This window comes from Stenotrophomonas sp. KH_036_B, assembly GCF_057839485.1.
Genome location: NZ_CM174491.1, coordinates 3,706,629 through 3,730,807 on the forward strand (window position 1 = coordinate 3,706,629; position 24,179 = coordinate 3,730,807).

A 24,179-nucleotide genomic window follows, 5' to 3' on the forward strand; every position below is an offset into this window, starting at 1 on the left:
GCAGCGTGCTGAATCAATTCAGATTTTGAAGTACACCCGGCGTCGGTCGAGGATCCACACCACGCCCCACCAGAAGGCGACGAAGCCTGCTGCACACAGCAGCGAGGCGAGCATCGGCGCGGCCGGCAACGCCGACAGCAGCAGCGCGTACCATGCCGCCCACGCGCCGCTGGAGATCAGCACGAGTGCCATCACCGATGAGCCCAGATACGCCGCGATGGCGTTGACACCGAATCGGCGGCCGATGGCAGGCCAGCCATGACGGTCGATGAGCAGGTGCGCCAGCAGCAGTGCGGCGATGGACAACCCGCCGCTCCACAGCACGTAGCTGGGCGTCCACAGGTTCTTGTTGAACGGCAGCACCGGCGCCAGCAGCAGACCACCGCCCAGCAGGACCAGCCCCAGTCCGCCGAGCGCGCCCAGGCGGCCCGCGCGCAGCCAGCGGCCGGCGATCAGCCCCAGCAGCGTGGTGGCGATGGCACCGGCGCTGCTGAGCAGGCCTTCGGGATCATGGCCGAGCCGGGTCACGGCGTCGTACTTGTACAGGAACGGCGCGAACAACGCGGTATCCACCCGGCTCACCGGGTTGTGCCACGGCGCCAGCGTATCGGCCCCGAGCAGCAGCGCCGCATAGCCCAGCAGCAGGCCGCCCAGTACCAGCCACTGCGTACGCGGCCGCGTGTGGATGGCCAGCAGGCCCACCACCGCCACGCACAGCGCGATCCGCTGCAGCACGCCCCACAGCCTGTAGGCCGGCAGCTCGAACAGCCACCAGGCCACTACGTGCAGCAATGCGCCGGCGATGAGGATGCGCAGCGCGCGCTGCAGCAGCGTGCGGCTCAATGCCGGGCGCGCCGTGGAATCGCCGGCGCGCGGTGCCAGGCTGAAGGCCATCGAGACACCCGCAATGAACAGGAACAGCGGGAAGATCAGGTCGGTCGGGGTGAAGCCGTGCCACTCCGCGTGCAGCAGCGGCGCGTAGACATGGCTCCAGTCGCCCGGATTGTTGACCAGCAGCATGGCGGCCACGGTGAGCCCGCGCAGGGCGTCGATGGAGCCCATGCGCGACGACAGGGACGTAGTCATGCGTCCTCGCGCTGTCCGGCAATCCAGGTGCTGCGGACCTGCAGCGCGTCGTCCAGCAGCACCAGGTCGGCCTGGTACCCTTCCGCGATCTCGCCCAGGCGGTCGTCCACGTTGAGGAACTGCGCCGGGTAGCGCGAAGCCATGCGCGCCGCTTCGTCCAGCGGCAGGCCCAGCAGCTGCACCGCATTGCGCACGGCGGTGGCCATGTCCAGCGCGGAGCCGGCCAGCGAACCGGCGGCATTGCGCACCACCCCGTCAACGGCGGTGATCACTTCGCCATACAGTTCGTAGCTGGGGCTGTCCGCGCCCACCGGCGGCATGGCATCGGTCACCAGCATGACCTTGCCGCGCGGCTTGGCGGCCAGCGCCACGCGCAGGCTGGCCGGATGCACGTGCACGCCGTCGGCGATGATGCCGATCCAGCTGTCCCGGTCTTCCAGTGCGGCGCCCACGGCGCCCGGCTCGCGGCCGGTCAGCGGCGACATCGCGTTGTACAGATGGGTGAAGCCACGGATGCCGGCATCCAGCCCGGCGCGTGCTTCTTCATAGGTGGCCGCGGTATGCCCGGCGGCCACGATCACGCCGCGCTCGACCAGCGCGCGGATGCTGTCCAGTGGCACCCGTTCCGGGGCCAGGGTCAGCAGGGTTACGCCGTTGTCGAGCGAAGCCGCCATCGCGATCTCGTCGGCATCGGGCACGCGGAACTTGTTGGCGTCGTGCGTGCCCTTGCGCGCAGGCGCGATGTAGGGCCCTTCCAGGTGGATGCCGATGACGCCCGGCACGCACTGTTCGATCGCCACGCGGGTGGCCTCGATGGCCGTGCGCATCACCTGCACGTCGTCGCTGATCAGGGTGGGCAGCAACGCGGTGGTGCCGAAGCGGCGGTGCGCGGCGGCCAGCGTGCGCAGGCTTTCCACGTCGGGCGTGTTGTTGAACAGCACCCCGCCACCGCCATTGACCTGCGCATCGATGAAACCGGGCAGCAGCCAGCCGCCGCCCAGGTCCACCTGCTCATCGGCACTTCCCAGCTGCGGCGCGGCGTCGGAGACCAGCGCCGTGATGCGCCCGTCTTCGATGACCACCGCCAGGTCGTCGCGGAACCCGTCACCGGTGAGGATGCGTGCGTTGCGCAGGACGGTCTTCATCAGACGGTCTCCGTAACCTTGTTCAGGTGCGGCGGCAGGTCCGGGTTGTGCCCGCGCCGCAGCGCCAGTGCATTGATCGCACGGTAGAAGGCCTGCACGGTCAGCAGTGGCGCGCATGCCGGGTGTGGCGCCGCCGGCAGCGCCAGGTCGCCGTCTTCGGCGGCCAGCCACACCTGGGCATCGCGCGCGGCGAATTCCTGCAGCACCGCGCGGGTACCGGCGCCGGTTTCGTCCGGTTGGGCGAAGGCCAGCACCGGGAAGCCGGGGCCAACCAGCGCCATCGGGCCGTGCTTGACCTCGGCCGAACTGTAGGCCTCGGCATGCAGGCCGCAGGTTTCCTTGAACTTCAGCGCCGCCTCCTGCGCCGCCGCCAGGCCCAGGCCGCGGCCGAGCACGAACAGGTTGTGCGCGGGCACGAGGCCCTCGGTGAGCGCCGACCAGTCGCTGTTCCAGGCGTGCCGCAGTGCGTCGGGCAGCGTGCGCAGCGATGCGATCAGCCCCGCGTCCTGGCTCCAGTACGCCACCAGCTGCAGGATCGCCGAGAGCGAGGCGAGGTAGCTCTTGGTTGCCGCCACGCTGCGTTCGGCACCGGCGCCGAGCGGGATCACCGTTTCGGCCAGCTGCGCCAGTGGTGAATCCTCCACGTTGACCAGCGCCACCACGCGCGCGCCGGCCGCGCGTGCGGCCTCTGCATTGCGCAGCAGGTCCGGGCTCTTGCCCGACTGCGAAATCACGATGTACAGCGCGCCGCGCAGCTGCAGCGGCGATTCGTAGACCGAGCCCACCGACGGCGACGCCGATGCGGTGACCAGCCCCAGCCGGGTTTCCAGCAGGTACTTGGCGTAGGTGGCCGCGTGGTCGGAGCTGCCGCGCGCACAGGTGACCACGAACGGCGGCGGCGCGGCGCGCAACGTTGCGGCCAGCGTTTCCACTGCAGACTGGTTGCGCGCGAACTGCGCAGCGATCACGTCGGCCGCTTCGGCGGCTTCGCGGAACATCAGGGTGTCGTGGGGCGCGGGCAGTGACATGCGGGGCTCAGGTGGTTTCAGGAGTAGGTGGGCGTGTGGCGAGCGGCCGCATCGGCGCGGTGGAGCCGCGCACGACCAGCTGCGGGACGAAGCCCTGGTTCTGCAGCTGCAGCGGCGTATCGTCGTAGGCGTCGCTGCGCAGCTGCGCGATCAACAGCCGCGCCGCGTGGCGCGCGATGTCTTCGGTGGCCTGCTTGGCGGTGGTCAGCGGCGGCCAGGACTGGCGCGAGAACGGGCTGTCCTCGAAGCCGGCAATGGACAGGTCATACGGCACGTTCATGCCGGCCGACTTGGCGGCCGCCAGCACGCCGGCGGCGATCTCGTCGTTGGAACCGAAGATGGCGGTGGGCGGTTCGCGCAGCGCCAGCAGCCGGCGTGCGCCGCGGAAGCCGTCGTCGAAGGTGTAGTCGCCCTGCACCACCAGGTGCTTGTCGATGCTCATGCCGTAGTCGCGCAGCGCCGCCTCGTAGCCGGCATGGCGCTCGCCGCTGGACCGGTGCGACGTGCCACCCCACAGGAAGCCGATGCGCTGGTGACCGAGCTGGATCAGGTGTTCGGTGATCTCGTAGGCGGCCTCGCGGTCGTCCACGAACACGCACGCCCCGTCCTGCGGATCGGCCGTGGCGGCAATGATGCGTACCAGCTTGATGCCGCGTGCGGTCAGGGCCGCCACCAGGTCGCCGCGCTCGGACATCGGCGCGGTCAGCACCAGCCCGGCCAGGCGCGAACGCTGCACCCAGTCGGCCAGTTCCTCGGCCAGCATCGGCGAGCTGGAATCACAGGGATGGATCTGCAGCCCGAAGCCGGTCTCCCGGCAGGCCGCCAGCACGCCGTTCTGCACGCCGATGATGTGGTACGGGTTGGGGTTGTCGTACACCAGCCCGATCACCAGCGTGGTGCCGGTGCGCAGGTTGCGCGCGGCCGGATCCGGTTCGTAATCCAGCTCGGCGATGGCGCGGAGTACCCGTGCACGCGTGGCCTGCATCACCGAGGGTTCGTTGTTGATGACCCGCGACACGGTCTTCAACGACACCTTGGCCCGTTCGGCGACATCCTTGATGGTCGCTCTGCGCATGCTCTTTTCCTGGGTCACCGGTTGAGCGTCCATGATCGCCGATCACTGCCCATCGCGGGGCAGCCCGATCCGATGGCCGCGCAGGGAGTAGAACAGGATGTACAGGTAGCACGGCACCATCAGCGCGGCGAACACCCACTGGAAGTCGAAATGCTGCTTGAGCACCGCGAACGCCTGCGGGATGATCGCGCCGCCGGCAATGGCCATCACCAGCAGGGCCGAACCGGTCTCGGTGAAACGGCCCAGGCCACGGATCGCCAGGGGGAAGATCGCCGGCCACATCATCGCGTTGGCGAAGCCCAGCGCGGCCACGAAGCCCACCGACACGTAGCCGTGGGTGAGCAGTGCGCCGATGCAGAACAGCACGCCCAGGCTGGCGGAAATGCTCAGGTAACGCGATTGCGAGACCAGGTGCGGAATCAGCGCCAGCCCGACCAGGTACCCCAGCAGCATGGCGAACAGCGTGATGGAGGTGAACAGCTTGGTCTGGTCCAACGGCAGGCCGAAACCGTGCCCATACGTCCCGATCGCATCGCCGGCCATCACTTCCACGCCCACGTACACGAACAGGCACAGCACGCCCAGCCACAGGTGCGGGAACTGGAAGATGCTGGTGCGTTCGGCCAGGCCCGGCGCGCGCGCCGGCGTGGCGTTGGCCTCGGCCGTCTTGATCTCCGGCAGCGGCGAGAACAGCACGCCGACCGCCAGCACGACCAGCAGGCCGGCCATGGCCATGTACGGCATCTGGATCTTGGCGGCGAAGGTATCCAGCAGCGCGTTGCGGGTGACCGGATCGGCGGCGGCGACCTTGTCGGACAGGTCACCGATGCCATGCAGCACCAGCGTGCCGATCAGGAACGGCGCGATCATGCCGGCGATCTTGTTGCAGATGCCCATCAGCGCGATGCGCCGCGCGGCCGTCTCGATCGGGCCCAGGATGCTGATGTACGGGTTGACCGCCGTCTGCAGCAGGGCCAGCCCGCTGCCGATGATGAACAGGCCGCTGAGCGCGCCGGGATACCAGCGCTGCTGGGCGAAGTGCGCGAACACCACCGCGCCGGCGGCCATCACCAGCAGGCTCAGGCTCAGGCCCTTCTTCATGCCGGTGCGCTTGAGGATCCACGACGCCGGCAGGGCCAGGAAGAAGTAGGACAGGTAAAAGACCATCAGCACCAGGAAGGCGCCGACCTCGTCCAGCTCGAAGGCCAGTTTGACGAAGGTGATGAGCGGGCCGTTGAGCCAGGTGAAGAAGCCGATCAGGAAGAACAGCACCCCGATGATGAGGATCGAGGTGGCCACGCTCGAACGCGCGGAGGCAGCAGGCACTGCGGACATCTGGAAGGCTCCTGCATCGACGGCGCGCGGGCGGCGTCGGAAGAGTGGCTGGGAACAACGTTGTCACATTTATTCGATGGGCCACCCGGGTTTGTCAACAATTGGTTTGGCCACCGACCCGCTGTCTGCGCATGCTGCACCTGCGCAGATGTCCCGCCACGCCCCGCCCCGCCTTCACAGAGCCACTGATTGCAACGGGTTTGCGAAAACATGACCGCAGTTGACTGAAAACGTTTTCTTGTGACACAGGTCGCTGCGGCGCAGCATCGAAAGTATGAGGTTATCGTTGACATCGTTGTCAGAACGATTACAGACTCCGCTCAATCGCCGGGTCCAGACCTGGCCGTACGTACCCAAGGGAGCCCGTGTGACCGCAGCCGCCCATGCCCTACCGGCCAACGCCACCTCCGCGCCGCCGTCCTTCCTGGCCGCCGATGTGGGGGGCACGCATGTCCGCGTGGCCCGGGTGCAGGCCGGCCCGGACCCGGCCCATCCGGTGCAGCTGCTGGAGTACCGCAAGTTCCGCAATGCCGACTACCCCGGCCTGAGTGCGATCCTGCAGGCGTTCCTGGCCGACGGCGAGCGCCCCGCGCACTGCGTGGTGGCCACCGCCGGCTACGCCCGCGACGACGGCACCGTGATCACCGCGAACGTGCCCTGGCCGCTGTCGGCCCGCCAGATCGAGCGTGACCTCGGGCTGGACGCCGTCTACATCGTCAACGACTTCGAGGCCGTGGCCTACGCCGCTGCACAGGTGGATGCCAGCGGCGTGCTGCAGCTCACCGGCCCGGCCACCGCACCGCGCGGCCCGACCCTGGTGGTCGGCCCGGGCACGGGCCTGGGGGCGGCGGTCTGGATTCCCACCGCGCATGGCGCGGTCGTGCTGGCCACCGAAGCCGGTCAACCGACGCTGGCGGCGAGCACCGAGCTGGAGATGGCGATCGTGCGGCAGATGCAGCGCGAACACGCGCATGTCTCGGTCGAGCACGCGTTGTCCGGCCCCGGCCTGATGAACCTCTACCGCGCGCTGTGCGCGATCGAGGGCCAGCCCGCCGTACTGGGCACGCCCGATGCGATCACCGCGGCCGCCATGAGCAACCAGGACGTGCTGGCGCGCCAGAGCCTGGAGGTGTTCTGCGGCCTGCTCGGCAGCACCATCGGCGACATGGCACTGCAGTACGGCGCGCACGGCGGGGTGTACCTGGCCGGCGGCATCCTGCCGCAGATCCGCGAGTTCCTGGTGAACAGCACCTTCGTGGCGCGGTACCTCAACAAGGGCCCGATGCGCGAGGCGCTGGAACGCATTCCCGTGAAAGTGGTCGAGCACGGGCAGCTGGGCGTCATCGGCGCCGCCAGCTGGTACCTCGGCCGCAACGAATCGTAAGTCACCGCTGCGTCCTCTCCGGACGCACGGGCAACGCAACACGCAGTACGTGGAAGGTAGGTCGCGCACCGGCAACGGTCGCTGGGCAAGGTCGTACGCATCGCAAACCGCACGCCGTCGCTGGCGCACACAGATTGATGAGGAGAGACATCATGAACCACCGCAAGAGCCTGCTTTCGGCAGCCATTTTCAGCTGTCTTGCCTTCGGCGCCCACGCGCAGGACGCACAGCCCACCGCCACCGACCTGGACACCGTCACCGTTACCGGTATCCGCGGTTCGATGGAGAAGTCCCTCGACACCAAGCGTGAAGCCAATGCGCGCCTGGAAGTGGTGACCGCCGAAGACGTCGGCAAGCTGCCGGCGCACAACGTGGCCGACACCCTGCAGCGCCTGCCCGGCGTGAACATCAGCTCGGCCAGCGCCGACGAAGGCGGCTTCGACGAAGCCGACCGCGTCAGCCTGCGCGGCACCAGCCCGAGCCTGACCCAGACCCTGATCGACGGCCACAGCGTCGGCTCCGCCGACTGGTTCGTGCTCAGCCAGGGCAACAACGTGGGCCGCAGCGTCAGCTACTCGCTGCTGCCGTCCGAGCTGGTCAGCTCGGTGGAAGTGAACAAGTCCTCGCAGGCCAAGCTGCAGGACGGCGGCACCACCGGTACCGTCAACATCATCACCCGCAAGCCGCTCCAGTTCGCCAAGCCGTTCAGCGCCGAAGCGTCGCTGGGCGCGGTGCGCTCGGACCAGGCCGATTCAACCGATCCGCAGTTCTCGGGCCTGGTCAACTGGAAGAACGACAGCGACACCTTCGGCGTCATGCTGCAGGCCTTCTACCAGAAGCGTGAGCTGCGCCGCGAGGCGCAGGAAATCCCGGGCGGCTTCTTCAAGATCGCCGCGACCGATCCGGTCGCCGCGACCAACCCGGACCTGATCGGCGTGAACGTGCCGGGCCTGCTGGGCTCGACCCTGTTCGAACAGACCCGTGAGCGCAAGGGCGGGTTGCTGACGTTCCAGTGGAAGCCGATGGACAACCTGACGCTGGGCCTGAGCGGCTTCACCTCGGAACTGGAAGCCAACAACTACAACCGCAATTACATGATGTGGGGCGGCAACTTCGCCAGGACCCAGGCGCCGAACCCGGGCTACACCATCACCGACGGCGTGCTCAGCAACGCCACCTACGCGGGCGTGCCGGGCACCAACTACGCCGTGTACGACATGATCTACCGTGAGGCGACGGCCAAGACCAGCTATGTCACCTTCGACGCCGACTGGCAGATCAACGACAACCTCGGCGCCAAGTTCCAGGCCGGCACCACCAAGGGCACCGGCGAGACGCCGCGCCAGTTCATTGCCGAAGTCACCCTGGGCCAGGGCGGCGGCGCCAGCTGGGCCACCCATGGGGCGGGTTCGCCGGTGGATTGGAACGTGGGCGGCGACACCAGCCCGAGCGGCGTGAGCAGCTTCGGCACCTGGGGCAACCAGCAGGTCAAGGCAGAAGACAAGGAAGACTGGGCATCGCTCGACTTCAACCAGTACTTCAGCGACGGTGGCGCGCTGAGCTCGCTGGACTTCGGCCTGCGCTTCGCCGACCACGAGCGTGAGGCGTTGTCGCCGGAAGGCGCCAGCCCGGGCGACATCTGGTCGGCACTGGAAGGCAGCGCCACGGGCAACTACCCGGGCAACTTCGCCAGCGGCATCGGCGGCACCTTCCCGCGCAACGTCTGGTATTACACCCCGGATGCGCTGCAGACCGCGATCCTCAACAACTCCACCTGGCTGTCCAACAACGACGGCCCCACCGGGCGCCACAACTACGGCGCCGAGTGGAAGGTGAAAGAGAAGAACTTCGCCGCGTACGTGCAGGCCAACTTCACCGGTGACTGGTGGAGCGGCAACATCGGCCTGCGTTACGTGGACATCAAGCAGGACATCGACACCTACCTGGCGGTGAGTGACGCGTCCCGCGCCGATGTGAGCAGCCTGTTCGGCATGTGGCAGCGCCAGGCCTTCCAGAACAAGTACGACCGCGTGCTGCCCAGCGCCAACATCAAGTTCGACCTGGACGACAACCTGGTGCTGCGCGTGGCTGCGTCGCAGACCCAGACCCTGCCGGACTACTCGGCACTGGGTGCGTCTGCATGGGGTTCGGACCTGAACAAGACCGGCGGTGGCGGCAACCCGGAACTGAAGCCGACCATCGGCAGCAACCTGGACGCCAACCTGGAGTGGTACTTCATGCCACGCGGCCTGCTGTCGGTCGGTGCGTACCATATCGACCTGAAGGACTACGTCGCCTTCGACGTGATCAACAAGCAGCTCTTCAGCGAACTGACCAACCAGCTTGAAACCTATGCCGTGTCCACCCCGATCAATGCCGACGGCAAGGTCACCGGCGTGGAAGTGGCGTACGAGCAGCCGATCGGCGAGAACTTCGGTTTCAACGCCAACTACACCTACGCCAACGGCAGCTCGGCGCACACCTGGGCCGACGGCAGTCACAACCTGCTGGGCACCTCGAAGAACACCTACAACGTGGGCGCCTTCTTCGAGAACGACACCTTCGGCGCACGCGTCAGCTACACCCGTCGCTCCTCGTTCCTGATCAGCCTGTCCGGTGCCAACCCGTACTACCAGGATGACTTCGGCACGCTGTCGGCCTCGCTCAGCTACGCGCCCACCAAGTGGATGAGCATCACCCTGGACGGCCTGAACCTCAACAACCCGACCTACAAGTACTACCAGAGCGCGTCCATTCCGACCTCGTTCTACTCCAACGGTCGCCAGTACTACCTGAACTTCCGCTTCAAGTATTAAGGTGGCATCGGTGTGCCGGCCAACGGCCGGCGCATCCCGTGGGCCGAACCGGCCCACTGAAAACGGGCCCGCCATCCGGGCCCGTTTTTCGTCGCCGGGCACGGCCCGGCGCTACAACACCGCACCAAAGGAATGACCCGATGCAGACCCGCACCCGTCGTACCTCGCTGTCGCTGCTGTCCTTCGCACTGGCATTGACCCTGGCCCCGCTGGCGCACGCCGCCGACGCGGCCCCCGCCGAAGGCCCCCGTGCCCTGCCCGGCTCGCTGCCCCTGATTCCCGTGCCGGCCCATCTCGAACGCGTCGATGGCGCCGGCTACACCGTGACCTCCACCACCGCGCTGCGCGCCCAGGGCGACACCGCCCGCCGGGTGGCCGGCCAGTTCGCCCACGTGCTGCGCCGCAGTGGCGGCCCGACGCTGCAGCTGTCCAGCGCGCGCGGTACCGACGGCGTGCGCTTCGTGCTCGACGGCACGCTCAAGACCGGTGCCGAGGGCTACCAGCTGCGCAGCGATGCGCGCGGCGTGACCGTGCAGGCCGCCACCGAGACCGGCCTGTTCTACGGTGCCGCCACGCTCTCGCAGCTGCTCACCGGTGGCAGCAACGGCGCCCTGCCCGCGCTGCGCATCGACGACGCACCGCGTTTCAGCTGGCGCGGCCTGATGCTCGACTCGGCACGCCATTTCCAGAGCCTGGACGAGATCAAGCAGGTGCTCGACGCCATGGCCGAGCAGAAGCTCAACACCTTCCACTGGCACCTCACCGACGACCAGGGCTGGCGCATGGAGATCAAGCGCTACCCGAAACTGACCGGCGTGGGCAGCTGCCGCATTCCGGCCGGCGACGGTGGCCGCGACCCGGCCACCGGTGCGCCGCGCCCGTACTGCGGCTTCTACACGCAGGACCAGATCCGCGAGGTCATCGCCTACGCGGCGGCGCGCCACATCCAGGTCATTCCCGAGATCGACGTACCCGGCCATGCCACGGCCGCGATCGCCGCCTATCCCGAACTGGGCACGATCGATACGCCGCTGCAGCCGCTGAGCGAATGGGGCGTGTTTCCCAACCTGTTCAATACCGAAGAAAGCACGTTCGCGTTCCTGGAAAACGTGCTGGCCGAAGTGGTCGAGCTGTTCCCGGCCAAGTACGTGCATGTGGGTGGCGACGAGGCGGTCAAGGACCAGTGGGAAGCCTCGGCCCGCGTGCAGGCGCGCATGCGCGAGGTGGGTGCCACCCATGAAATGGACATGCAGAGCCACCTGATCAAGCGCCTGGAGAAGTACCTGGAGCAGCACGACCGGCGCCTGATCGGCTGGGATGAGATCCTCGAAGGCGGCCTGCCTCCGGAGGCCACGGTGATGTCCTGGCGCGGTACCGAAGGCGGTCTCAAGGCGGCCAGCGAGGGCCATGATGTGGTGATGTCGCCGGTCACCGACATGTACATGGATTACCTGCAGACGAACTCACCCAACGAACCGCCGGGCCGTCCGCTGAGCACGCCGCTGGGCCGCGTGTATGGCTTCGAGCCGGTGCCCGCGACGCTCGCCCCCGACAAGCAGCAGCACATCCTCGGCCTGCAGGCCAACATGTTCACCGAGCACACGCGCAGCTACGCGCGCCTGCAGCACAACCTGTTCCCGCGCCTGGCGGCGGTGGCCGAAACCGGCTGGTCGCCGCGCGAGCGCCGCGACTTCGCCGACTTCCTGGCCCGCCTGCCGTCGCAGTTGCAGCGCTGGCAGGCGATGGGTATCGCCTACGCGCAGACCCCGTTCGAGGTGGAGGCCGACATCCGTGACGACCGCAAGGCCGGCACCGCCGCCGTGGCGCTGCGCACCCCGCTGGGCTACGACATCCACTACAGCGTGGACGGCAGCGCCGTGACCGCACAGTCGCCGCGTTACACCGTGCCCCTGCAGCAGCCGCTGCCGGTCGGCCTGCAGGCGGCGACGTTCTTCGACGGCCAGGCGCTGGCCAAGGCCGCCAGCCGCTTCGACGTGACGGCGGCGTCGCTGCTGCGCCGTACCGATGAACAGCTGGCCCTGTGCCCGGGTGAAGGCAAGCTGTTGCTGCGCCTGGAAGACGACGGCCCGGCCGATGGCGAGCGTGCGATCTTCAACGTCAACATCTTCAACCCCTGCTGGCGGTGGGAAGGCGCCGATGTGGACGGCATCGCGAAACTGCGCGTGCGCGCGGGACAGATTCCGTACTACTTCCAGCTGGCCCATGACGAACCGCAGCGTCGCTTCGTTGCCGCCCGCAGCAAGCACGGCGAGATGGACATCCTCAACGCGCAGTGCGACGGCGCGCCGTTGGCCAGCGTGCCGTTGCCGGCCACGCCCGGTGCCGATGGTTTCATCACGCTGGAGGCCGCGCTGCCGCGCTCGCTGAAGGGCGCGCAGGATCTGTGCGTGCGCTTCACCGGCGACACGCGCCCGACGATGTGGGTGCTGGACGCGTTGACCCTGGTTCCTCGTTGAACCGGGGTGTCCGGCATCGCTTGGAGCCGGCCAGCGGCCGGCATTACCCTCGCAGGCGAATCAACGTGTCGCGCAACGGCGTGAATGCCAGCGCCATTCCTGCGATCACGCCGATGCTGTTGGCCAACGCATCCATGGGATCGGCCATGCGGTTGTCGGTCAGCGCGCCCTGCAGGAATTCGATGCCGACGCCGAGCCCGACCAGCCCGACACCGGCCCAGATCAGCGCCGCGCGCGTGCGGTAGATCTGCACTGCCGAACCGGCCAGCACGAAGTACGCGAGGAAATGCTCCACCTTGTCGCTGTTCGGCGGCAGGTCCAGCGGCGGCGGCGGAATCAGGCACACGGTGATCGTCACGACGATCGCCAGCCACCACAGCCCCAGCCAGAAACGCGGGTAGCGCAGCGGTTTCAACATCCCTGTCGTGGCCATCTCAGAGCCGCCAGGTCAGGTCGCCGAGCAGGAACGCCGGTTCAACGTCCACGTCACGCTGGAACCCCATCACCTGGAAACGTTCGCCCATCTGGCTGGGCAGGGTGAGCTTCTTGACCTGGTCGCGCAGCCGCAGCTTGCCGACCTCGTCCGTACGCTCTTCGGCCAGCGCGAGCAACGCATCCAGGCCGTTGCCGAGCAGGAAGCTGGACTGGCTGGAATAGCCGGCCAACTCGAATCCGGCATGCGTGCCCGCCTCGGCCAGCGCAGTGAAATCCACCGACGCGGTCAGGTCCTGCAGGCCGGGCCACAGGAAAACGTCGTTGTGCACGTGGTGGCGATAGAAGGCGCGCACGGTGCCGTCGTCGCGGTCGTCCTGGTAGTACTCGTTGCGCGGGTAGCCGTAATCGACGAACAGCATCGCACCGCGCTTCAGGCCGCCGGCCACTGCCTGGATCCAATACGGCAGGTGCGGCAGCAGTTCGGAACGGTAGCCATCGGCGAAAGGCTTTTCACGGTAGCGCTCCAGGTGACGCACCGCCGAGGTGAGCAGCGCATCGGCCGGCTGCGCACCGCGCATGAAGCGGCCGTCGGCATCCAGCTCCACGGTCTCTTCATAGACCATGCCGTCGCGGGCGAGGAAGCGCGGGGTGGGCAGCGCGTCGATCACCTCGTTGGCGAACACCACGCCATCCCAGTCATCGTCGAACGGGCCGTCCAGCCACTCCACCAGCGCGAACAGCGGGGGGATCAACGCCTGCTCCAGCCGCTCGCGCTGGCGTTCGCGCAGGTCGGCGCTGGGCTCCAGGATCGCGTAGCGCTCGGGCAGCGCGTCCAGTTCGAGCATGCGCTTGAGCAGGATCTCGGCGAAGGCACCGCTGCCGCCGCCCAGCTCCAGGAAGCGGGCCCGCGGGCCAAGCTGCTGCATCACCGGTGCGATGGCATTGGCCACGGTGGCGGTGAACAGCGGCCCCATCTCGGGCGCCGTGGTGAAATCGCCACTTTCGCCGAACTTGCTGGCACCGGCGCTGTAGTAGCCCAGGCCGGGGGCGTACAGGCTCAGTTCCATGAACCGTGCGAACGGCATCGCGCCGCCGTTGGCGAGGATTTCCGCGCGCAGGGCGGCGGCCAGTTCGTCGCTGTGGGCCTGGGCGTCGGAATCGGGCGTGGGCAGTGAGGAATGCATGGTGCAGGCGATTGCGGTGACAATGCACAGCATAGCCGAGCAGGAAGGAGCCCCGATGACCGCCACCACACCCGTCGTGCTGATCACCGGCAGCGCGCGCCGGATCGGCGCGGCCATTGCCCGTCAGTTCCACGCCTGCGGCTGGTCGGTGGTGCTGCACGCCCACACCTCCACCGCCGAACTGCAGCAGATGGCCTTCGACCTGGACATGCTGCGCCCGGGCAGCGTACTGGCACTGCAGGCCGACCTGCGCGACGCCGACGCCCTGCCCGACCTGGTCGAACAGACAGTGGCCCAGTTCGGCCGGCTGGACGCGCTGGTCAACAACGCCTCCAACTTCTACCCCACCCTGCTGGGCCAGATCACCGCGGAGCAGTGGGACGACCTGTTCGCGGTCAATGCCCGTGCGCCGCTGCTGCTGGCCCAGGCCGCCGCGCCGCAGCTGCGCCGGCACCAGGGCTGCATCGTCAACCTGACCGATTTCCACGGCACCCAGCCGATGCGCGACCACCCGGTCTATGCGGCGGCCAAGGCGGCGCTGGAGATGATCACCCGTTCGCTGGCCCTGGAGCTGGCGCCGAAGGTGCGGGTCAACGCGGTGGCGCCCGGCGCGATCCTGTGGCCGGAACACGGCAAGGACGACTACGCCCAGCAGGCCCTGCTGGCACGCACGCCATTGGCCCGTACCGGGACGGTCGAGGAAATCGCCGAGGCGGTGTACTGGCTGGTCAGCGACGCCCCGTTCGTGACCGGGCATACGCTGCGGGTGGATGGTGGGCGGATGTTGACGTGATGACAAGGCCCGCATGATGCGCCTGGAAACCGGCAATGCCGGCCGCTGGCCGGCTCCATGCATCGCCTGACATCGGTAGTGCCGGCCCCTGGCCGGCTCTTCATGACATCGCCTGACATCGGTAGTGCCGGCCGCTGGCCGGCTCCATGCATCGCCTGACATCGGCAATGCCGGCCGCTGGCCGGCTCTTCATGACATCGCCTGACATCGGTAGTGCCGGCCGCTGGCCGGCTCTTCATGACATCGAGCAGCGCCTGGAGCCGGCCAGCGGCCGGCACTACAGCACGACAACCTCGAAGAGGTCGTCGTGCTGCCCATGCGCCCGCCACAACGCGGCCAGTGGCAGCCCGCTCACCGGGTCGATGAAGTCCGGCGCGATATCGGCCAGCGGCTTGAGCACGAACGCATGCTTGAGTTCGGGGCGTGGGATACGCAGGTGGCCCGGGCCCTCCACGATCAGGTCGCCATAGAACACCACGTCGATGTCCAGGGTGCGGTCGCTGAAACGCGGGCCGCTGCGGTCGCGCCCGTGCGCGTCTTCCAGCGCATGCAGCCAGGCATCCAGCGTCTCCAGCGGCAGAGCGGTTTCCAGCGCCACCGCATTGTTGAGGAAGGCCGGGCCATCGAAGCCCACGGCGGCCGTACGGTAGGCCGGCGACACCCGGAGCGCACCGAAACGCTCGCGCAGCGCGGCTACCGCGGCGTGAAGATGCTGTTGCGGCTGCAGGTTGCTGCCCAGGCTCAGGAGCACAGTGGTCATGGTATTCAGCGTACGTGGGGCGAATCCACACGGGGCCAACATGGCCAGCGCATAGAATCGGGGTGCACATCATAGGACACCCACATGACCTATTGCGTCGGCATCGAGGTGGATGAGGGCCTGGTCTTCGCCGCCGATACCCGTACCAACGCGTCGCTGGACGACGTACGCGTGCACCGCAAGCTGCACGAATTCGAGTTTCCCGGGCAGGCCGCGTTCGTCATCATGGCCGCCGGCAACCTGGCCACCACCCAGCTGTTGATCTCGCGCCTGCACCGCGACGTGGAAGAGCAGCGGCCCGAGAACCTGCGCAGCTTCCGCCACCTGTTCGAAGTGGCCGAGTACGTGGGCCGGGTGCTGGTGGACAGCCAGGTCAAATCCAGCAGTCCCGAACATGGCCACGACGGCATCAACACCCAGGCCACGCTGATCCTGGGCGGCCAGATCGGCGGCGAGCACCCCGGCATGTACATGATCTACCCGCTCGGCAACGCCATCTCGGCGTCGCCGGAGACGCCGTTCCTGCAGATCGGCGAGTCCAAGTACGGCAAACCGATCCTGGACCGCATCATCCGCCCGCAGACCCATCTGGACGATGCCGCGCGTACCGCCATCGTGTCACTGGATTCCACCATCCGCTCCAACCTGTCCGTCGGCCTGCCGGTGGACCTGGTGCTGCTGCGGGCCGGCGACCTGCGCATCAGCCAGCGCATGCGCCTGGCCGGCGACAGCCCGCTCTACGCCGAGATCCACGGCAACTGGTCGCGCCGATTGGAACAGGCCGTTGCCAGCCTCCCACGGTTCCCGTGGGAGGCTGGCAACGGTCGGTAGATACCGGCCGCTGGCCGGTATTCCTTGCGTGACCTACCCCTGCAACGCCTCGGCCACCGAGCGGAACACCTGCTGCATTTCCAGCGGCTTGCGCAGCACGTGCACGTTGATCGCGGCGGGGAAGCGCGCCAGCGGCACCGTGACGTCGGCATCCTCCAGCACCAGCACCGGGCCGCGATAGCCCAGCGCCGCCATTTCGCCCAGCAGATGGCTGGCCGACAGCAGCTTCGCCCCGGCGTCGGCAATCACCAGCGCCGGCATGGCTTCCTGCTGCATCCAGCGCAGCGCCGCGCCGCCGTCGGAGGCCAGCTGCAGGTGGTAGCCCTGGCTGGACAGCGCGTTGCCCAGCAGCGACAGGCGGGTGGCCTCGCCGTCCACCACCAGGATGGACTGCCCGGTACCGGCCGCCACCGGCTGCTCCAGCGGCGCCACGTCGGTGGGCAGTTCGCGCATCGGCAGCAGCAGGTCGAAGCGCGTCCCCTCGCCCGGCGTGCTGTCCACCTGGATGCTGCCCTGCACGCCTTCGATGATGCGCTTGCACGACATCAGCCCGAGCCCGGTGCCGTTGGGTTTGGTGGTAAAGAACGGATTGAACAGATGCGAGAGCACTTCCGCGTTCATGCCGATGCCCTCGTCGGACACCGAGATGCGCAGCCATTCCTGGCCCTGCGCGTCACGGTCGGCGAGTGCGCGCAGGGTCAGCCGTCCGCCGGACGGCATGGCCTGGATCGCGTTCAACGACAGGTTCAGCAGCACCTGCTGCAGTTCGGTGTAATTGCCCTCCATCGCCAGCATCGGATCGGCTACGTCCAGGTGCAGGCTGACCTTGGGCGGCAGGTTGCTGCGCAACAGCAGCTCCATCGCCTCGAACAGATGCGCGATCTGGATCCGCTCGCTGGGATTGCGCGAGCCGCGCACGAACGACAGCATCGATTCGGCCATGGCATGGCCGCGCCGGCCGCACTCGGCGATCACGTCGGCCAGGTGGTGCAGCTGGGGGTCGTCGGTGCGCGCCTTGAGCAGCTCGGGCATGATCAGCAGCGGCTGCAGGATGTTGCGCAGGTCATGGCTGAGCCCGGCGGCGAGCAGCGAGAGGCTTTCCAGCCGCTGCGCGCGCATCAGCTCGGATTCCACCCGCTGGCGGTCGATCGCGCCGCGCGCTTCGCGCACCGCACGTGCCACCGCCGACGGCAGCCGGGCCGGCTGGTGTTTGATGATGTAGTCGTTGGCGCCCTGGTGCAGGGCGGCCACGGCGTTTTCTTCGCCGATGGTGCCCGACACGAAGATGAAGGGCACGTCCGGGTGCCAGCCGCGCACGATCTCCAGCGCCAGGTTGCCCGAGAAGCCCGGCATGCTCAGGTCCGAAAGCACGATGTCCGGGGCGAAGCGCAGCAGCGCCTCGCGCAGCTCGGCCGACGTCTCCACCCGCTCGAAGCTGGCGTCCAGCCCGGCCTCGAGCATCTGCTCGCACATGAGTTCGGCATCTTCCGGTGAATCTTCCACCAGAAGGATGCGCAGATGTCCCAGCGATGGACCGGTCAGCGGCATGGCGTCACTCGACCTCGGGTGCCTGGTTGATCACCGCCCAGAACTTGCCCAGCGTCTGCACGGCGCCGAAGAACTGGTCCACGTCCACCGGCTTGACCACGTAGGCGTTCACGCCCAGATCCCAGCTGCGGGCCAGGTCGCTTTCCTCGCGCGACGAGGACAGGATCACCACCGGCAAGCGCTTGAGTTCCTCGGTGTTGCGGATCTCGCGCAGTACTTCCAGGCCGTCCATGCGCGGCATCTTGATGTCCAGCAGCAGCACCGCCGGCAGGCCTTCCTCGCGGTTGGCGAACGCCCCCCGGCGCAGCAGGTAGTCCATGGCTTCCACGCCATCTTCCACGTGCACGATCGGGTTGGCCAGGTGTGCCTCCTTCAACGCATCGACGGCCATTTCGGCATCGGCGGGGCTGTCCTCGGCAAGCAGGATGGTTCGAAGTGCGGTCATGCGACAGGGCCTTGGTTGAGTGCGTCGAGTGCGGAAGGAAGCAGGAAGTGGAAGGTGGCGCCCTTGTCCACCTCGGATTCGGCCCAGATGCGGCCGCCGTGGCGGGTCAGGACCCGGCGCACACTGGCCAGGCCGATGCCGGTGCCGGGGTAGTCACTGGCCTTGTGCAGGCGCTGGAACACGCCGAACAGCTTGCCGGCGTAGGCCATGTCGAACCCGGCGCCGTTGTCGCGCACGCTGAACAGATGGCTGCCGTCGGGCTGCCGCTGGTAATCGACCTCGATCCGCGCCGGGGACGCATTGGCCGAATACTTCAGCGCGTTGCCGAGCAGGTTCAACCACAGCTGGCGCATCATGTTGTCGTCGGACACCAGGATCGGCAGCGCCGCGATCTTCCATTCCACCCGCCGCGACACGCCGGTCTGCTCGGCCTCGCTCTGCAGGTTGGCGTCGAGCATCGCGCGGGTATCGGCCACCAGCGACTGCATGTCCACCGCCTGCAGGCGCATCGCCGCGCGACCCAGCCGCGAATACACCAGCAGGTCATCGATCAGCGCGGCCATGCGCCGTGCCGAGTTGGAGATCACGTCCAGGTAGTGCTTCGACTTCTCGTCGGCCTCCTCGCCCAGGTGGCGGCCGAGTTTCTCCGAGAATCCGGCGACATGGCGCAGCGGTGCGCGCAGGTCGTGCGAGACCGAATAGCTGAAGGCCTCCAGCTCGCGGTTGACCTCCGAGACCTGCTCGACCTTGCCTTCCAGCTGCCGGTTCAACTCCTCCACGCGCTGCTGCACGGCGCGCTGCACCGTGACGTCGCTGACCGTCATCAGCACCACTTCGTCATCCTTGTCCGGCAATGGCATGCGCCGGGCATTGATGAGCATGGTGCGGACCTGGTCGTCGTCGGTGCGCTGTTCGTGTTCGTAGTCCCACAGCTCGCGGCCACGCAGCAGCACGTCCATCAACCGCTGGCGCACCGCCGTGTCGCTCCATGCACCGGCGCCGAGCGTATCCAGCGCGCGGCCATCCGCGTCGGCATCGTCCAGCCCATACAGCTCGGCGAAGGCCGGGTTGTGCAGCTGCACCTTCAACTCGCGGTCGAGCAGCACGATCGGCTCACGCACGGTATGCAGCACCGAGGCCGCGCGTGCGGAGGCGCGCAGCGTGGCACGCTCGGCGCTGGCGCGGTGCGCGATCTGCCGGTGCAGCAGCCACAGCACCAGGCCCAGCAGCAACAGCTGCACCACCAGCGCCGTCCATGACACCAGTTCGCCCTGACGCTGCTGCTGCGCGAACACCGTCGAGCGCTGCTGCAGCAGCTGTTCCTCGCTGGCCTGGAGCTCCTCGATCAGGCCACGGATCGGATAGCGGGTGGTGAGATCCTGGACCAGCTCGCGCTGGTCGTCGCCCGGCGCGGCACGCGCCAACTGACGGGCCAGCGCCATGCGGCGCTCAAGCAGCGCCTGGATACGGCCGATCCGCACCAGCTGCGACGGATTGTCCCGGGTCAATTCGGCCAGCCGCTCCAACCGCTGCGGAATGTGCCGTGCCTGCCCCATCCGTTCGCGCAGCCCGGGCGCGTCGATGCCCTTGGACATCGTCAACGCCGCAGACTCGACATCGCGCACGTCGGCCTGCAGCTGGTACACCGCGACGCCGACATCCTGGGTATGGGTTACCCAGCGCATCGCATCGAGATTCTCTTCGGAGAGTTTGCGCAGCGTCAGCCACGGCACCACGATGATCGCCACAGCCGCCAGGCCCAAGGCCGGCAACCGCCAGCGGTCCCAGAGTTCGTCACTGAAAACCAGCGCCATAGACCCTCGTCAGCTCTCGCGTATCCCCCCTCCCTGTCGACGACACGCAGATACGGCGCGGCGCCTGCAGGGGCGAAGCCCTGAATATACTCCACACCAACGTGAATACGCGGCGGGACCGGCCAACACCGGCGCAACGAAAAAGGGCGCGCCTTTCGGCGCGCCCCGGTAATACGTGATGGCAGTGCCGATCAGCGCTTGGCAGCGGCCGCAGCAACCTTCAGGCCACTGGCATCGACGCTCTTGACGCCCTTGATGCCCTTTGCCGTGGTGACCGCCTTGTCATGCTCGGCCTTGGTGGCCACGGTGCCGGACAGCGAAACCACGCCGTTCACCGTTTCCACCTTCACTTCGGTGCCGGGAACGTTCTTGCTGGTCAGCAGGTCGCTCTTCACCTTGGTGGTGATCCAGGTATCGGTGACCGGCTCCGCCGAATCATGCGTGTCGGCATGGGTCATGGCGCTATGGTCGGTCGCCTTCGGCGGATCCTTGGCCATCGCCGAGGAGGTGCCCAGCACCATACCGAGGGCCAGCGAAGCAGCAAGCAGATTACGGGTAGTGTTGGTCATGTGCGGTGTCTCCCTTGTTGGTGGGGCCAGTCTCCACGGAAGGCCGTACACGGCACGTGCGGATGACATCACGCCGCCGTGAACCGGTCAGCTTCCTGCATGACGGTTCATGTTTCCGCACTGCATCATCTGCCGGTACGCTGTGCACCTGGCCCGCAACAGGAGCACCCCCATGACGGCGACTGCGCAGATTGGCCTCATCGGCTACGGACTGGCCGGCAGCGTATTCCATGCGCCACTGATCCAGCACACCCCGGGGTTGGCATTGCACAGCATCGTGAGTTCTCAGCGCGACCTGCTGCTGCGCAGCTTCACCGATGTGCACATCCATGACGAGGTGGCACCGCTGCTGGCCGACCCGGCGGTGGACGCGGTGGTGATCGCCACCCCGAATGAACAGCATGCGCCACTGGCCTTGGCTGCGTTGCACGCGGGCAAGCATGTACTGGTGGACAAGCCGTTTGCGCTGAGCAGCGCCGAGGCCACGGCGGTGATCGCCGCAGCGCGCGAGGCGGAGCGCGTGGTGACGGTGTTCCAGAACCGGCGCTTCGATGCCGATTTCCTCAGCCTGCGCGCGGTGCTGGAGCAAGGCACGTTGGGCCAGGTTGCCGAGTGCCACGCGCATTTCGACCGTTTCCGGCCGCAGGTACGCGACCGCTGGCGCGAGAGCGATGCCCCCGGCAGCGGGCTGTGGATGGACCTGGGCCCACACCTGCTGGACCAGATGCTGCAGCTGTTCGGCTGGCCCGAGGCGATCAGCGCCGACATTGCCGCGCAGCGCGAGCACGCACGCAGCGACGACTATTTCCATGCGGTGCTGCACTACCCGGGCCTGCGCGCGATCGTGCATGCCGGCTCGCTGGTGGCGGCCTCCGCGCCACGCTTCGCGGTGCACGGCCGCCAAGGCAGTTACCTGAAGGAAGGCCGCGACGTGCAGGAAGACCAGTTGCGCCAGGGCATCGCCCCGGGTGCGCCGGGTTGGGGCCTGGACCCGCTGCATGGCCAGGTCGTGCAGGTCGATGCGGAGGGACAGCTGCATCGCCACAGCGTGGACAACGCCGTGGGTGACTACCGGCGCTTCTATGCCGCCTTCCGCGATGCGATGCGCGGCGAAGGCGAACCGCCCGTGACGGCGGAGCAGGCGCTGCAGCTGATGCGTCTGCTCGAGGCCGGGCGCGAGAGCGCCGACAACGGCCGGCGCGTGATGCTGGGGTAGAGCCACGCCCTGCGTGGCTGCGCGGTGCCGGCGTCCGGCGCAGCCACCCATGGGGTGGCTCTACGGGTGGGTTGAACGTGCCGTTCGCGCGGCGGATTGAATCAATCGGTTTTCATCGCGTGCCCACCGAACTGATTGCGCAATGCAGACAGCATGCGGTCGCTGAAGGAATTCTTCTCGCGCGAGCGCAGACGCTCGAGCAGCGACAGGGTGATCACCGGCGCCGACACATCCAGATCGATCGCCTCGGCCACCGTCCAGCGGCCTTCGCCGGAGTCGGACACGTAGGGGGCAATGCCATCCAGCTGCGGATTGCCCTCCAGTGCATCCACGCTGAGGTCCAGCAGCCAGGAACGCACCACGCTGCCGTGCTGCCATGCCTTCGCCACCTGGCCCAGGTCCAGGTTGAAGTCGGTCTTGCGCTGCATCAGCGCGAAGCCCTCGGCATAGGCCTGCATCATGCCGTACTCGATGCCGTTGTGGACCATCTTGCAGAAGTGCCCCGCCCCGCTCGGACCGACGTGCGCCCAGCCACGGTCCTCGGCCGGTGCCAGCGTGCGGAAGATCGCGCCGACCCGTTCGGCCGCCGCCGTATCGCCGCCGATCATCAGGCTGTAGCCTTCCTGCAGGCCCCACACACCGCCGCTGGTGCCGCAGTCGAGGTACGTCACGTCTTCTTCGATCAGCTGCGCGGCGCGGCGCATCGAATCCTTGTAGTACGAGTTGCCGCCGTCGATCACCACGTCGCCCTCGGACAGATGCGGCGACAGCGCGGCCAGGGTCTGGTCCACCACTTCGCCGGCCGGCACCATCAGCCACACCACGCGCGGTACCGACATGGAGGAGAGCGCGTCGGCGGCCGAGGCGCTGACCTCGAAGCCACGCGCGGCGGCGCTTTCGCGTGCGGCGTCACCGGGGTCCACGCCGATGACACGGTGGCCGCCGCGGTGCAGCCGCTCGGCCATGTTGGCGCCCATGCGCCCCAGTCCAATCATTGCAATATCCATGACTCACCTTTGCTCGGGTTGCGAATGTGTTGATGCTGCCGCGCACAGTTGCAGTTGCGTATCGATCCAGCGGCGGTACAGCGTGGTATGCAGGTTGTGCAGGCCCAGCTCGAAGGCGAATGGCGTCCGCGGATTGCGGTCGAGCAGGCGTGCGATGTGATAGCCCACCGGACGTATACCGCGTGGATGCACATAAATCACGAACTGCCGGTAGAACGGATCGTCCAGCAGCGCGTCCAGTTCGGCCAGCATCGGCTGCTGTGCCGCCGGCAACGCCGCGCGCAGCGCCGGGTCGCGCTCGGCCAGCAGGCGCTCGAAGCGCCGCAGTCCCGGGCCCGGCATGCGGCTGGCCAGCGCCCAGATGCGCGCGTTGATGCGGTCATAGTGGGCAAAGCCACCGTGCTCGCGCAACGCCTGGGCCGCCGCATCGCTGACGTCGACAATGACGAAGTTCTCGGCCTGGTTGTTGATGTCGTCCAGGTAGACCGGATCAAAGACGTGCTCGATGAAGCCCGGCGCGCCGACGAAGGCCTGGCGGCCCCGCTGCGAGGTGCGCACGGCCTTGCCGTCGGCGAGGAACGCGCCCGCGTGATGGCCCAGCAGGATGCTGTCGGTGTCGTGCAGGGTGAGGAAGGTGCCGATGGAGAGCTCGCCCGCGGTGAACGCCGCATCGAACGCCGCGTCGCCGTACAGCTCGCGCTGCGTGGCCAGCTGCGCGACCTGGCGCCCCACCCCGCATTCGCTGCGCACCCGGCCGTCATAGAAGGCCTGCAGGGCCGCGCTGTTGGATCCCTGCGGCTGGTAGCCGCGGCCGAAGCTGCGGAAACCCTCCCAGCCCTGCGCACGTGCGCCGCCTGGGCCAAAGCCGATCCAGCCCAGCTGCAGGGCCGAGAAACGGTAGCCCGGGTTGTCCTGCAGTCGGGTCGCCGCGCGCCGGGTGGCCTCGCCCAGCACGAACGCATAGGCGCAGACCGTGGCGGGGTCCTCGACGAGCGTCTGCAGGACACGCTGGCGCTGCGGTGCGGCCCACGCGCGGGGCAGCTGCACGCGCAGGTCGCCGGCCGCCTGCGCCTGGCGCAGGTCGGCGCGCTCGCAGACCGGCCCGCCGTGCACGCGTGGCGCGTCGATGGGGGCGTCCTCGATCTGCCAGCCCAGGCGTTCCAGCAACGCCTGCAGGCAATTGTCCGGGGCCGCCATACCGTCGGCGGCCGGCAGCAGGCCCAGCAACAGC

At 68.0% G+C, this 24,179-nt stretch carries 20 protein-coding genes; 6 read left to right on the plus strand and 14 right to left on the minus strand.

From position 1 onward, the window contains the following. Window positions 1-18: 18 nt before the first annotated feature. From AC3ITN_RS16450 to AC3ITN_RS16470, 5 genes are read right to left on the minus strand one after another with little or no spacing between them, the layout of a single operon-like run. The gene (locus AC3ITN_RS16450) at window positions 19-1,086 is read right to left on the minus strand and encodes an acyltransferase family protein (protein ID WP_489391208.1); all 1,068 of its coding nucleotides are present in this window, start codon (window positions 1,084-1,086) and stop codon (window positions 19-21) included. Continuing rightward, window positions 1,083-2,231: an N-acetylglucosamine-6-phosphate deacetylase gene (gene nagA, locus AC3ITN_RS16455; RefSeq protein ID WP_489391209.1), complete on the minus strand. Its 1,149-nt coding sequence runs from the start codon at window positions 2,229-2,231 to the stop codon at window positions 1,083-1,085. The genes AC3ITN_RS16450 and nagA overlap by 4 nt, the downstream gene beginning before the upstream one ends. Further along, window positions 2,231-3,259 carry an SIS domain-containing protein gene (locus AC3ITN_RS16460; RefSeq protein WP_489391210.1) on the minus strand — a complete coding sequence of 343 codons (1,029 nt, stop codon included), beginning with the start codon at window positions 3,257-3,259 and terminating at the stop codon, window positions 2,231-2,233. Before AC3ITN_RS16460 ends, nagA begins: the two co-directional genes overlap by 1 nt. Before the next feature lie 7 nt (window positions 3,260-3,266). Further along, a complete protein-coding gene (locus AC3ITN_RS16465; RefSeq protein WP_313347648.1) occupies window positions 3,267-4,334 on the minus strand; it encodes a LacI family DNA-binding transcriptional regulator in 1,068 nt (355 codons plus the stop codon). Window positions 4,335-4,376: 42 nt separating this feature from the next. Next, the gene (locus AC3ITN_RS16470; RefSeq protein WP_313347649.1) at window positions 4,377-5,669 is read right to left on the minus strand and encodes a sugar MFS transporter; all 1,293 of its coding nucleotides are present in this window, start codon (window positions 5,667-5,669) and stop codon (window positions 4,377-4,379) included. 367 nt (window positions 5,670-6,036) lie between these two features. On the opposite strand from AC3ITN_RS16470, the gene AC3ITN_RS16475 reads away from it, so the two are divergent. The 3 genes from AC3ITN_RS16475 (at window position 6,037) to AC3ITN_RS16485 (ending at window position 12,346) form a co-directional block, all read left to right on the plus strand. After that, the gene (locus tag AC3ITN_RS16475; RefSeq protein WP_489391211.1) at window positions 6,037-7,053 is read left to right on the plus strand and encodes a glucokinase family protein; all 1,017 of its coding nucleotides are present in this window, start codon (window positions 6,037-6,039) and stop codon (window positions 7,051-7,053) included. Window positions 7,054-7,205: 152 nt separating this feature from the next. After that, window positions 7,206-9,869, plus strand: a complete 2,664-nt coding sequence (locus AC3ITN_RS16480; protein ID WP_313347651.1) for a TonB-dependent receptor — start codon at window positions 7,206-7,208, stop codon at window positions 9,867-9,869. 140 nt (window positions 9,870-10,009) lie between these two features. Further along, a complete protein-coding gene (locus AC3ITN_RS16485; protein WP_489391212.1) occupies window positions 10,010-12,346 on the plus strand; it encodes a family 20 glycosylhydrolase in 2,337 nt (778 codons plus the stop codon). 43 nt (window positions 12,347-12,389) lie between these two features. Here the strand turns inward: AC3ITN_RS16485 and AC3ITN_RS16490 are convergent, their stop codons facing one another. Together AC3ITN_RS16490 and AC3ITN_RS16495 are read right to left on the minus strand one after the other, a co-directional pair. Continuing rightward, window positions 12,390-12,779, minus strand: a complete 390-nt coding sequence (locus tag AC3ITN_RS16490; RefSeq protein WP_313347653.1) for a VanZ family protein — start codon at window positions 12,777-12,779, stop codon at window positions 12,390-12,392. A 1-nt stretch (window position 12,780) separates the two neighbouring features. After that, window positions 12,781-13,965, minus strand: coding sequence for a class I SAM-dependent methyltransferase (locus AC3ITN_RS16495; RefSeq protein ID WP_489391213.1), 1,185 nt, complete (start codon window positions 13,963-13,965; stop codon window positions 12,781-12,783). 55 nt (window positions 13,966-14,020) lie between these two features. On the opposite strand from AC3ITN_RS16495, the gene AC3ITN_RS16500 reads away from it, so the two are divergent. After that, window positions 14,021-14,758 carry a pteridine reductase gene (locus AC3ITN_RS16500; protein WP_489391214.1) on the plus strand — a complete coding sequence of 246 codons (738 nt, stop codon included), beginning with the start codon at window positions 14,021-14,023 and terminating at the stop codon, window positions 14,756-14,758. A gap of 277 nt (window positions 14,759-15,035) precedes the next feature. Here the strand turns inward: AC3ITN_RS16500 and folK are convergent, their stop codons facing one another. Further along, window positions 15,036-15,518, minus strand: a complete 483-nt coding sequence (folK, locus tag AC3ITN_RS16505) for a 2-amino-4-hydroxy-6-hydroxymethyldihydropteridine diphosphokinase (RefSeq protein ID WP_313347656.1) — start codon at window positions 15,516-15,518, stop codon at window positions 15,036-15,038. A gap of 84 nt (window positions 15,519-15,602) precedes the next feature. Between folK and AC3ITN_RS16510 the strand changes: the two genes are divergently transcribed. Further along, a complete protein-coding gene (locus AC3ITN_RS16510; protein ID WP_489391215.1) occupies window positions 15,603-16,349 on the plus strand; it encodes a proteasome-type protease in 747 nt (248 codons plus the stop codon). Between the two features lie 33 nt (window positions 16,350-16,382). On the opposite strand, the gene AC3ITN_RS16515 is transcribed toward AC3ITN_RS16510, so the two are convergent. From AC3ITN_RS16515 to AC3ITN_RS16530, 4 genes are all read right to left on the minus strand, one after another. Further along, complete coding sequence (locus AC3ITN_RS16515) at window positions 16,383-17,897, minus strand: ATP-binding response regulator (RefSeq protein ID WP_313347658.1); 1,515 nt, start codon at window positions 17,895-17,897, stop codon at window positions 16,383-16,385. 4 nt (window positions 17,898-17,901) lie between these two features. Next, window positions 17,902-18,342 (minus strand): response regulator, encoded by a 441-nt coding sequence (locus AC3ITN_RS16520; RefSeq protein WP_313347659.1) that lies wholly within the window; start codon window positions 18,340-18,342, stop codon window positions 17,902-17,904. Continuing rightward, on the minus strand, window positions 18,339-20,156 hold the full coding sequence (locus tag AC3ITN_RS16525; protein WP_489391216.1) for a sensor histidine kinase: 1,818 nt from the start codon (window positions 20,154-20,156) through the stop codon (window positions 18,339-18,341). The genes AC3ITN_RS16520 and AC3ITN_RS16525 overlap by 4 nt, the downstream gene beginning before the upstream one ends. A gap of 191 nt (window positions 20,157-20,347) precedes the next feature. Continuing rightward, complete coding sequence (locus tag AC3ITN_RS16530) at window positions 20,348-20,725, minus strand: BON domain-containing protein (protein WP_313347661.1); 378 nt, start codon at window positions 20,723-20,725, stop codon at window positions 20,348-20,350. A 172-nt stretch (window positions 20,726-20,897) separates the two neighbouring features. Here AC3ITN_RS16530 and AC3ITN_RS16535 point away from each other — a divergent pair, with 172 nt between their 5' ends. Further along, the gene (locus AC3ITN_RS16535) at window positions 20,898-21,941 is read left to right on the plus strand and encodes an oxidoreductase (protein WP_489391217.1); all 1,044 of its coding nucleotides are present in this window, start codon (window positions 20,898-20,900) and stop codon (window positions 21,939-21,941) included. A 101-nt stretch (window positions 21,942-22,042) separates the two neighbouring features. On the opposite strand, the gene gnd is transcribed toward AC3ITN_RS16535, so the two are convergent. Together gnd and AC3ITN_RS16545 are read right to left on the minus strand one after the other, a co-directional pair. After that, window positions 22,043-22,948, minus strand: coding sequence for a phosphogluconate dehydrogenase (NAD(+)-dependent, decarboxylating) (gnd, locus tag AC3ITN_RS16540; RefSeq protein WP_313347663.1), 906 nt, complete (start codon window positions 22,946-22,948; stop codon window positions 22,043-22,045). Between the two features lie 3 nt (window positions 22,949-22,951). Continuing rightward, window positions 22,952-24,145, minus strand: a complete 1,194-nt coding sequence (locus tag AC3ITN_RS16545) for a hypothetical protein (RefSeq protein ID WP_489392956.1) — start codon at window positions 24,143-24,145, stop codon at window positions 22,952-22,954. Between the last annotated feature and the right edge of the window lie 34 nt (window positions 24,146-24,179).

Bases quoted from the DNA above. Each gene is read 5' to 3' on its own strand.
- nagA (WP_489391209.1), bottom strand. From the start codon at position 2,231: ATGAAGACCGTCCTGCGCAACGCACGCATCCTCACCGGTGACGGGTTC.
- AC3ITN_RS16525 (WP_489391216.1), bottom strand. From the start codon at position 20,156: ATGGCGCTGGTTTTCAGTGACGAACTCTGGGACCGCTGGCGGTTGCCG.
- folK (WP_313347656.1), bottom strand. From the start codon at position 15,518: ATGACCACTGTGCTCCTGAGCCTGGGCAGCAACCTGCAGCCGCAACAG.
- AC3ITN_RS16510 (WP_489391215.1), top strand. From the start codon at position 15,603: ATGACCTATTGCGTCGGCATCGAGGTGGATGAGGGCCTGGTCTTCGCC.
- AC3ITN_RS16530 (WP_313347661.1), bottom strand. From the start codon at position 20,725: ATGACCAACACTACCCGTAATCTGCTTGCTGCTTCGCTGGCCCTCGGT.
- AC3ITN_RS16465 (WP_313347648.1), bottom strand. From the start codon at position 4,334: ATGCGCAGAGCGACCATCAAGGATGTCGCCGAACGGGCCAAGGTGTCG.
- AC3ITN_RS16495 (WP_489391213.1), bottom strand. From the start codon at position 13,965: ATGCATTCCTCACTGCCCACGCCCGATTCCGACGCCCAGGCCCACAGC.
- AC3ITN_RS16460 (WP_489391210.1), bottom strand. From the start codon at position 3,259: ATGTCACTGCCCGCGCCCCACGACACCCTGATGTTCCGCGAAGCCGCC.
- AC3ITN_RS16545 (WP_489392956.1), bottom strand. From the start codon at position 24,145: ATGGCGGCCCCGGACAATTGCCTGCAGGCGTTGCTGGAACGCCTGGGC.
- AC3ITN_RS16520 (WP_313347659.1), bottom strand. From the start codon at position 18,342: ATGACCGCACTTCGAACCATCCTGCTTGCCGAGGACAGCCCCGCCGAT.
- AC3ITN_RS16470 (WP_313347649.1), bottom strand. From the start codon at position 5,669: ATGTCCGCAGTGCCTGCTGCCTCCGCGCGTTCGAGCGTGGCCACCTCG.
- AC3ITN_RS16485 (WP_489391212.1), top strand. From the start codon at position 10,010: ATGCAGACCCGCACCCGTCGTACCTCGCTGTCGCTGCTGTCCTTCGCA.
- AC3ITN_RS16535 (WP_489391217.1), top strand. From the start codon at position 20,898: ATGACGGCGACTGCGCAGATTGGCCTCATCGGCTACGGACTGGCCGGC.
- AC3ITN_RS16490 (WP_313347653.1), bottom strand. From the start codon at position 12,779: ATGGCCACGACAGGGATGTTGAAACCGCTGCGCTACCCGCGTTTCTGG.
- AC3ITN_RS16480 (WP_313347651.1), top strand. From the start codon at position 7,206: ATGAACCACCGCAAGAGCCTGCTTTCGGCAGCCATTTTCAGCTGTCTT.
- AC3ITN_RS16450 (WP_489391208.1), bottom strand. From the start codon at position 1,086: ATGACTACGTCCCTGTCGTCGCGCATGGGCTCCATCGACGCCCTGCGC.
- AC3ITN_RS16515 (WP_313347658.1), bottom strand. From the start codon at position 17,897: ATGCCGCTGACCGGTCCATCGCTGGGACATCTGCGCATCCTTCTGGTG.
- AC3ITN_RS16500 (WP_489391214.1), top strand. From the start codon at position 14,021: ATGACCGCCACCACACCCGTCGTGCTGATCACCGGCAGCGCGCGCCGG.
- gnd (WP_313347663.1), bottom strand. From the start codon at position 22,948: ATGGATATTGCAATGATTGGACTGGGGCGCATGGGCGCCAACATGGCC.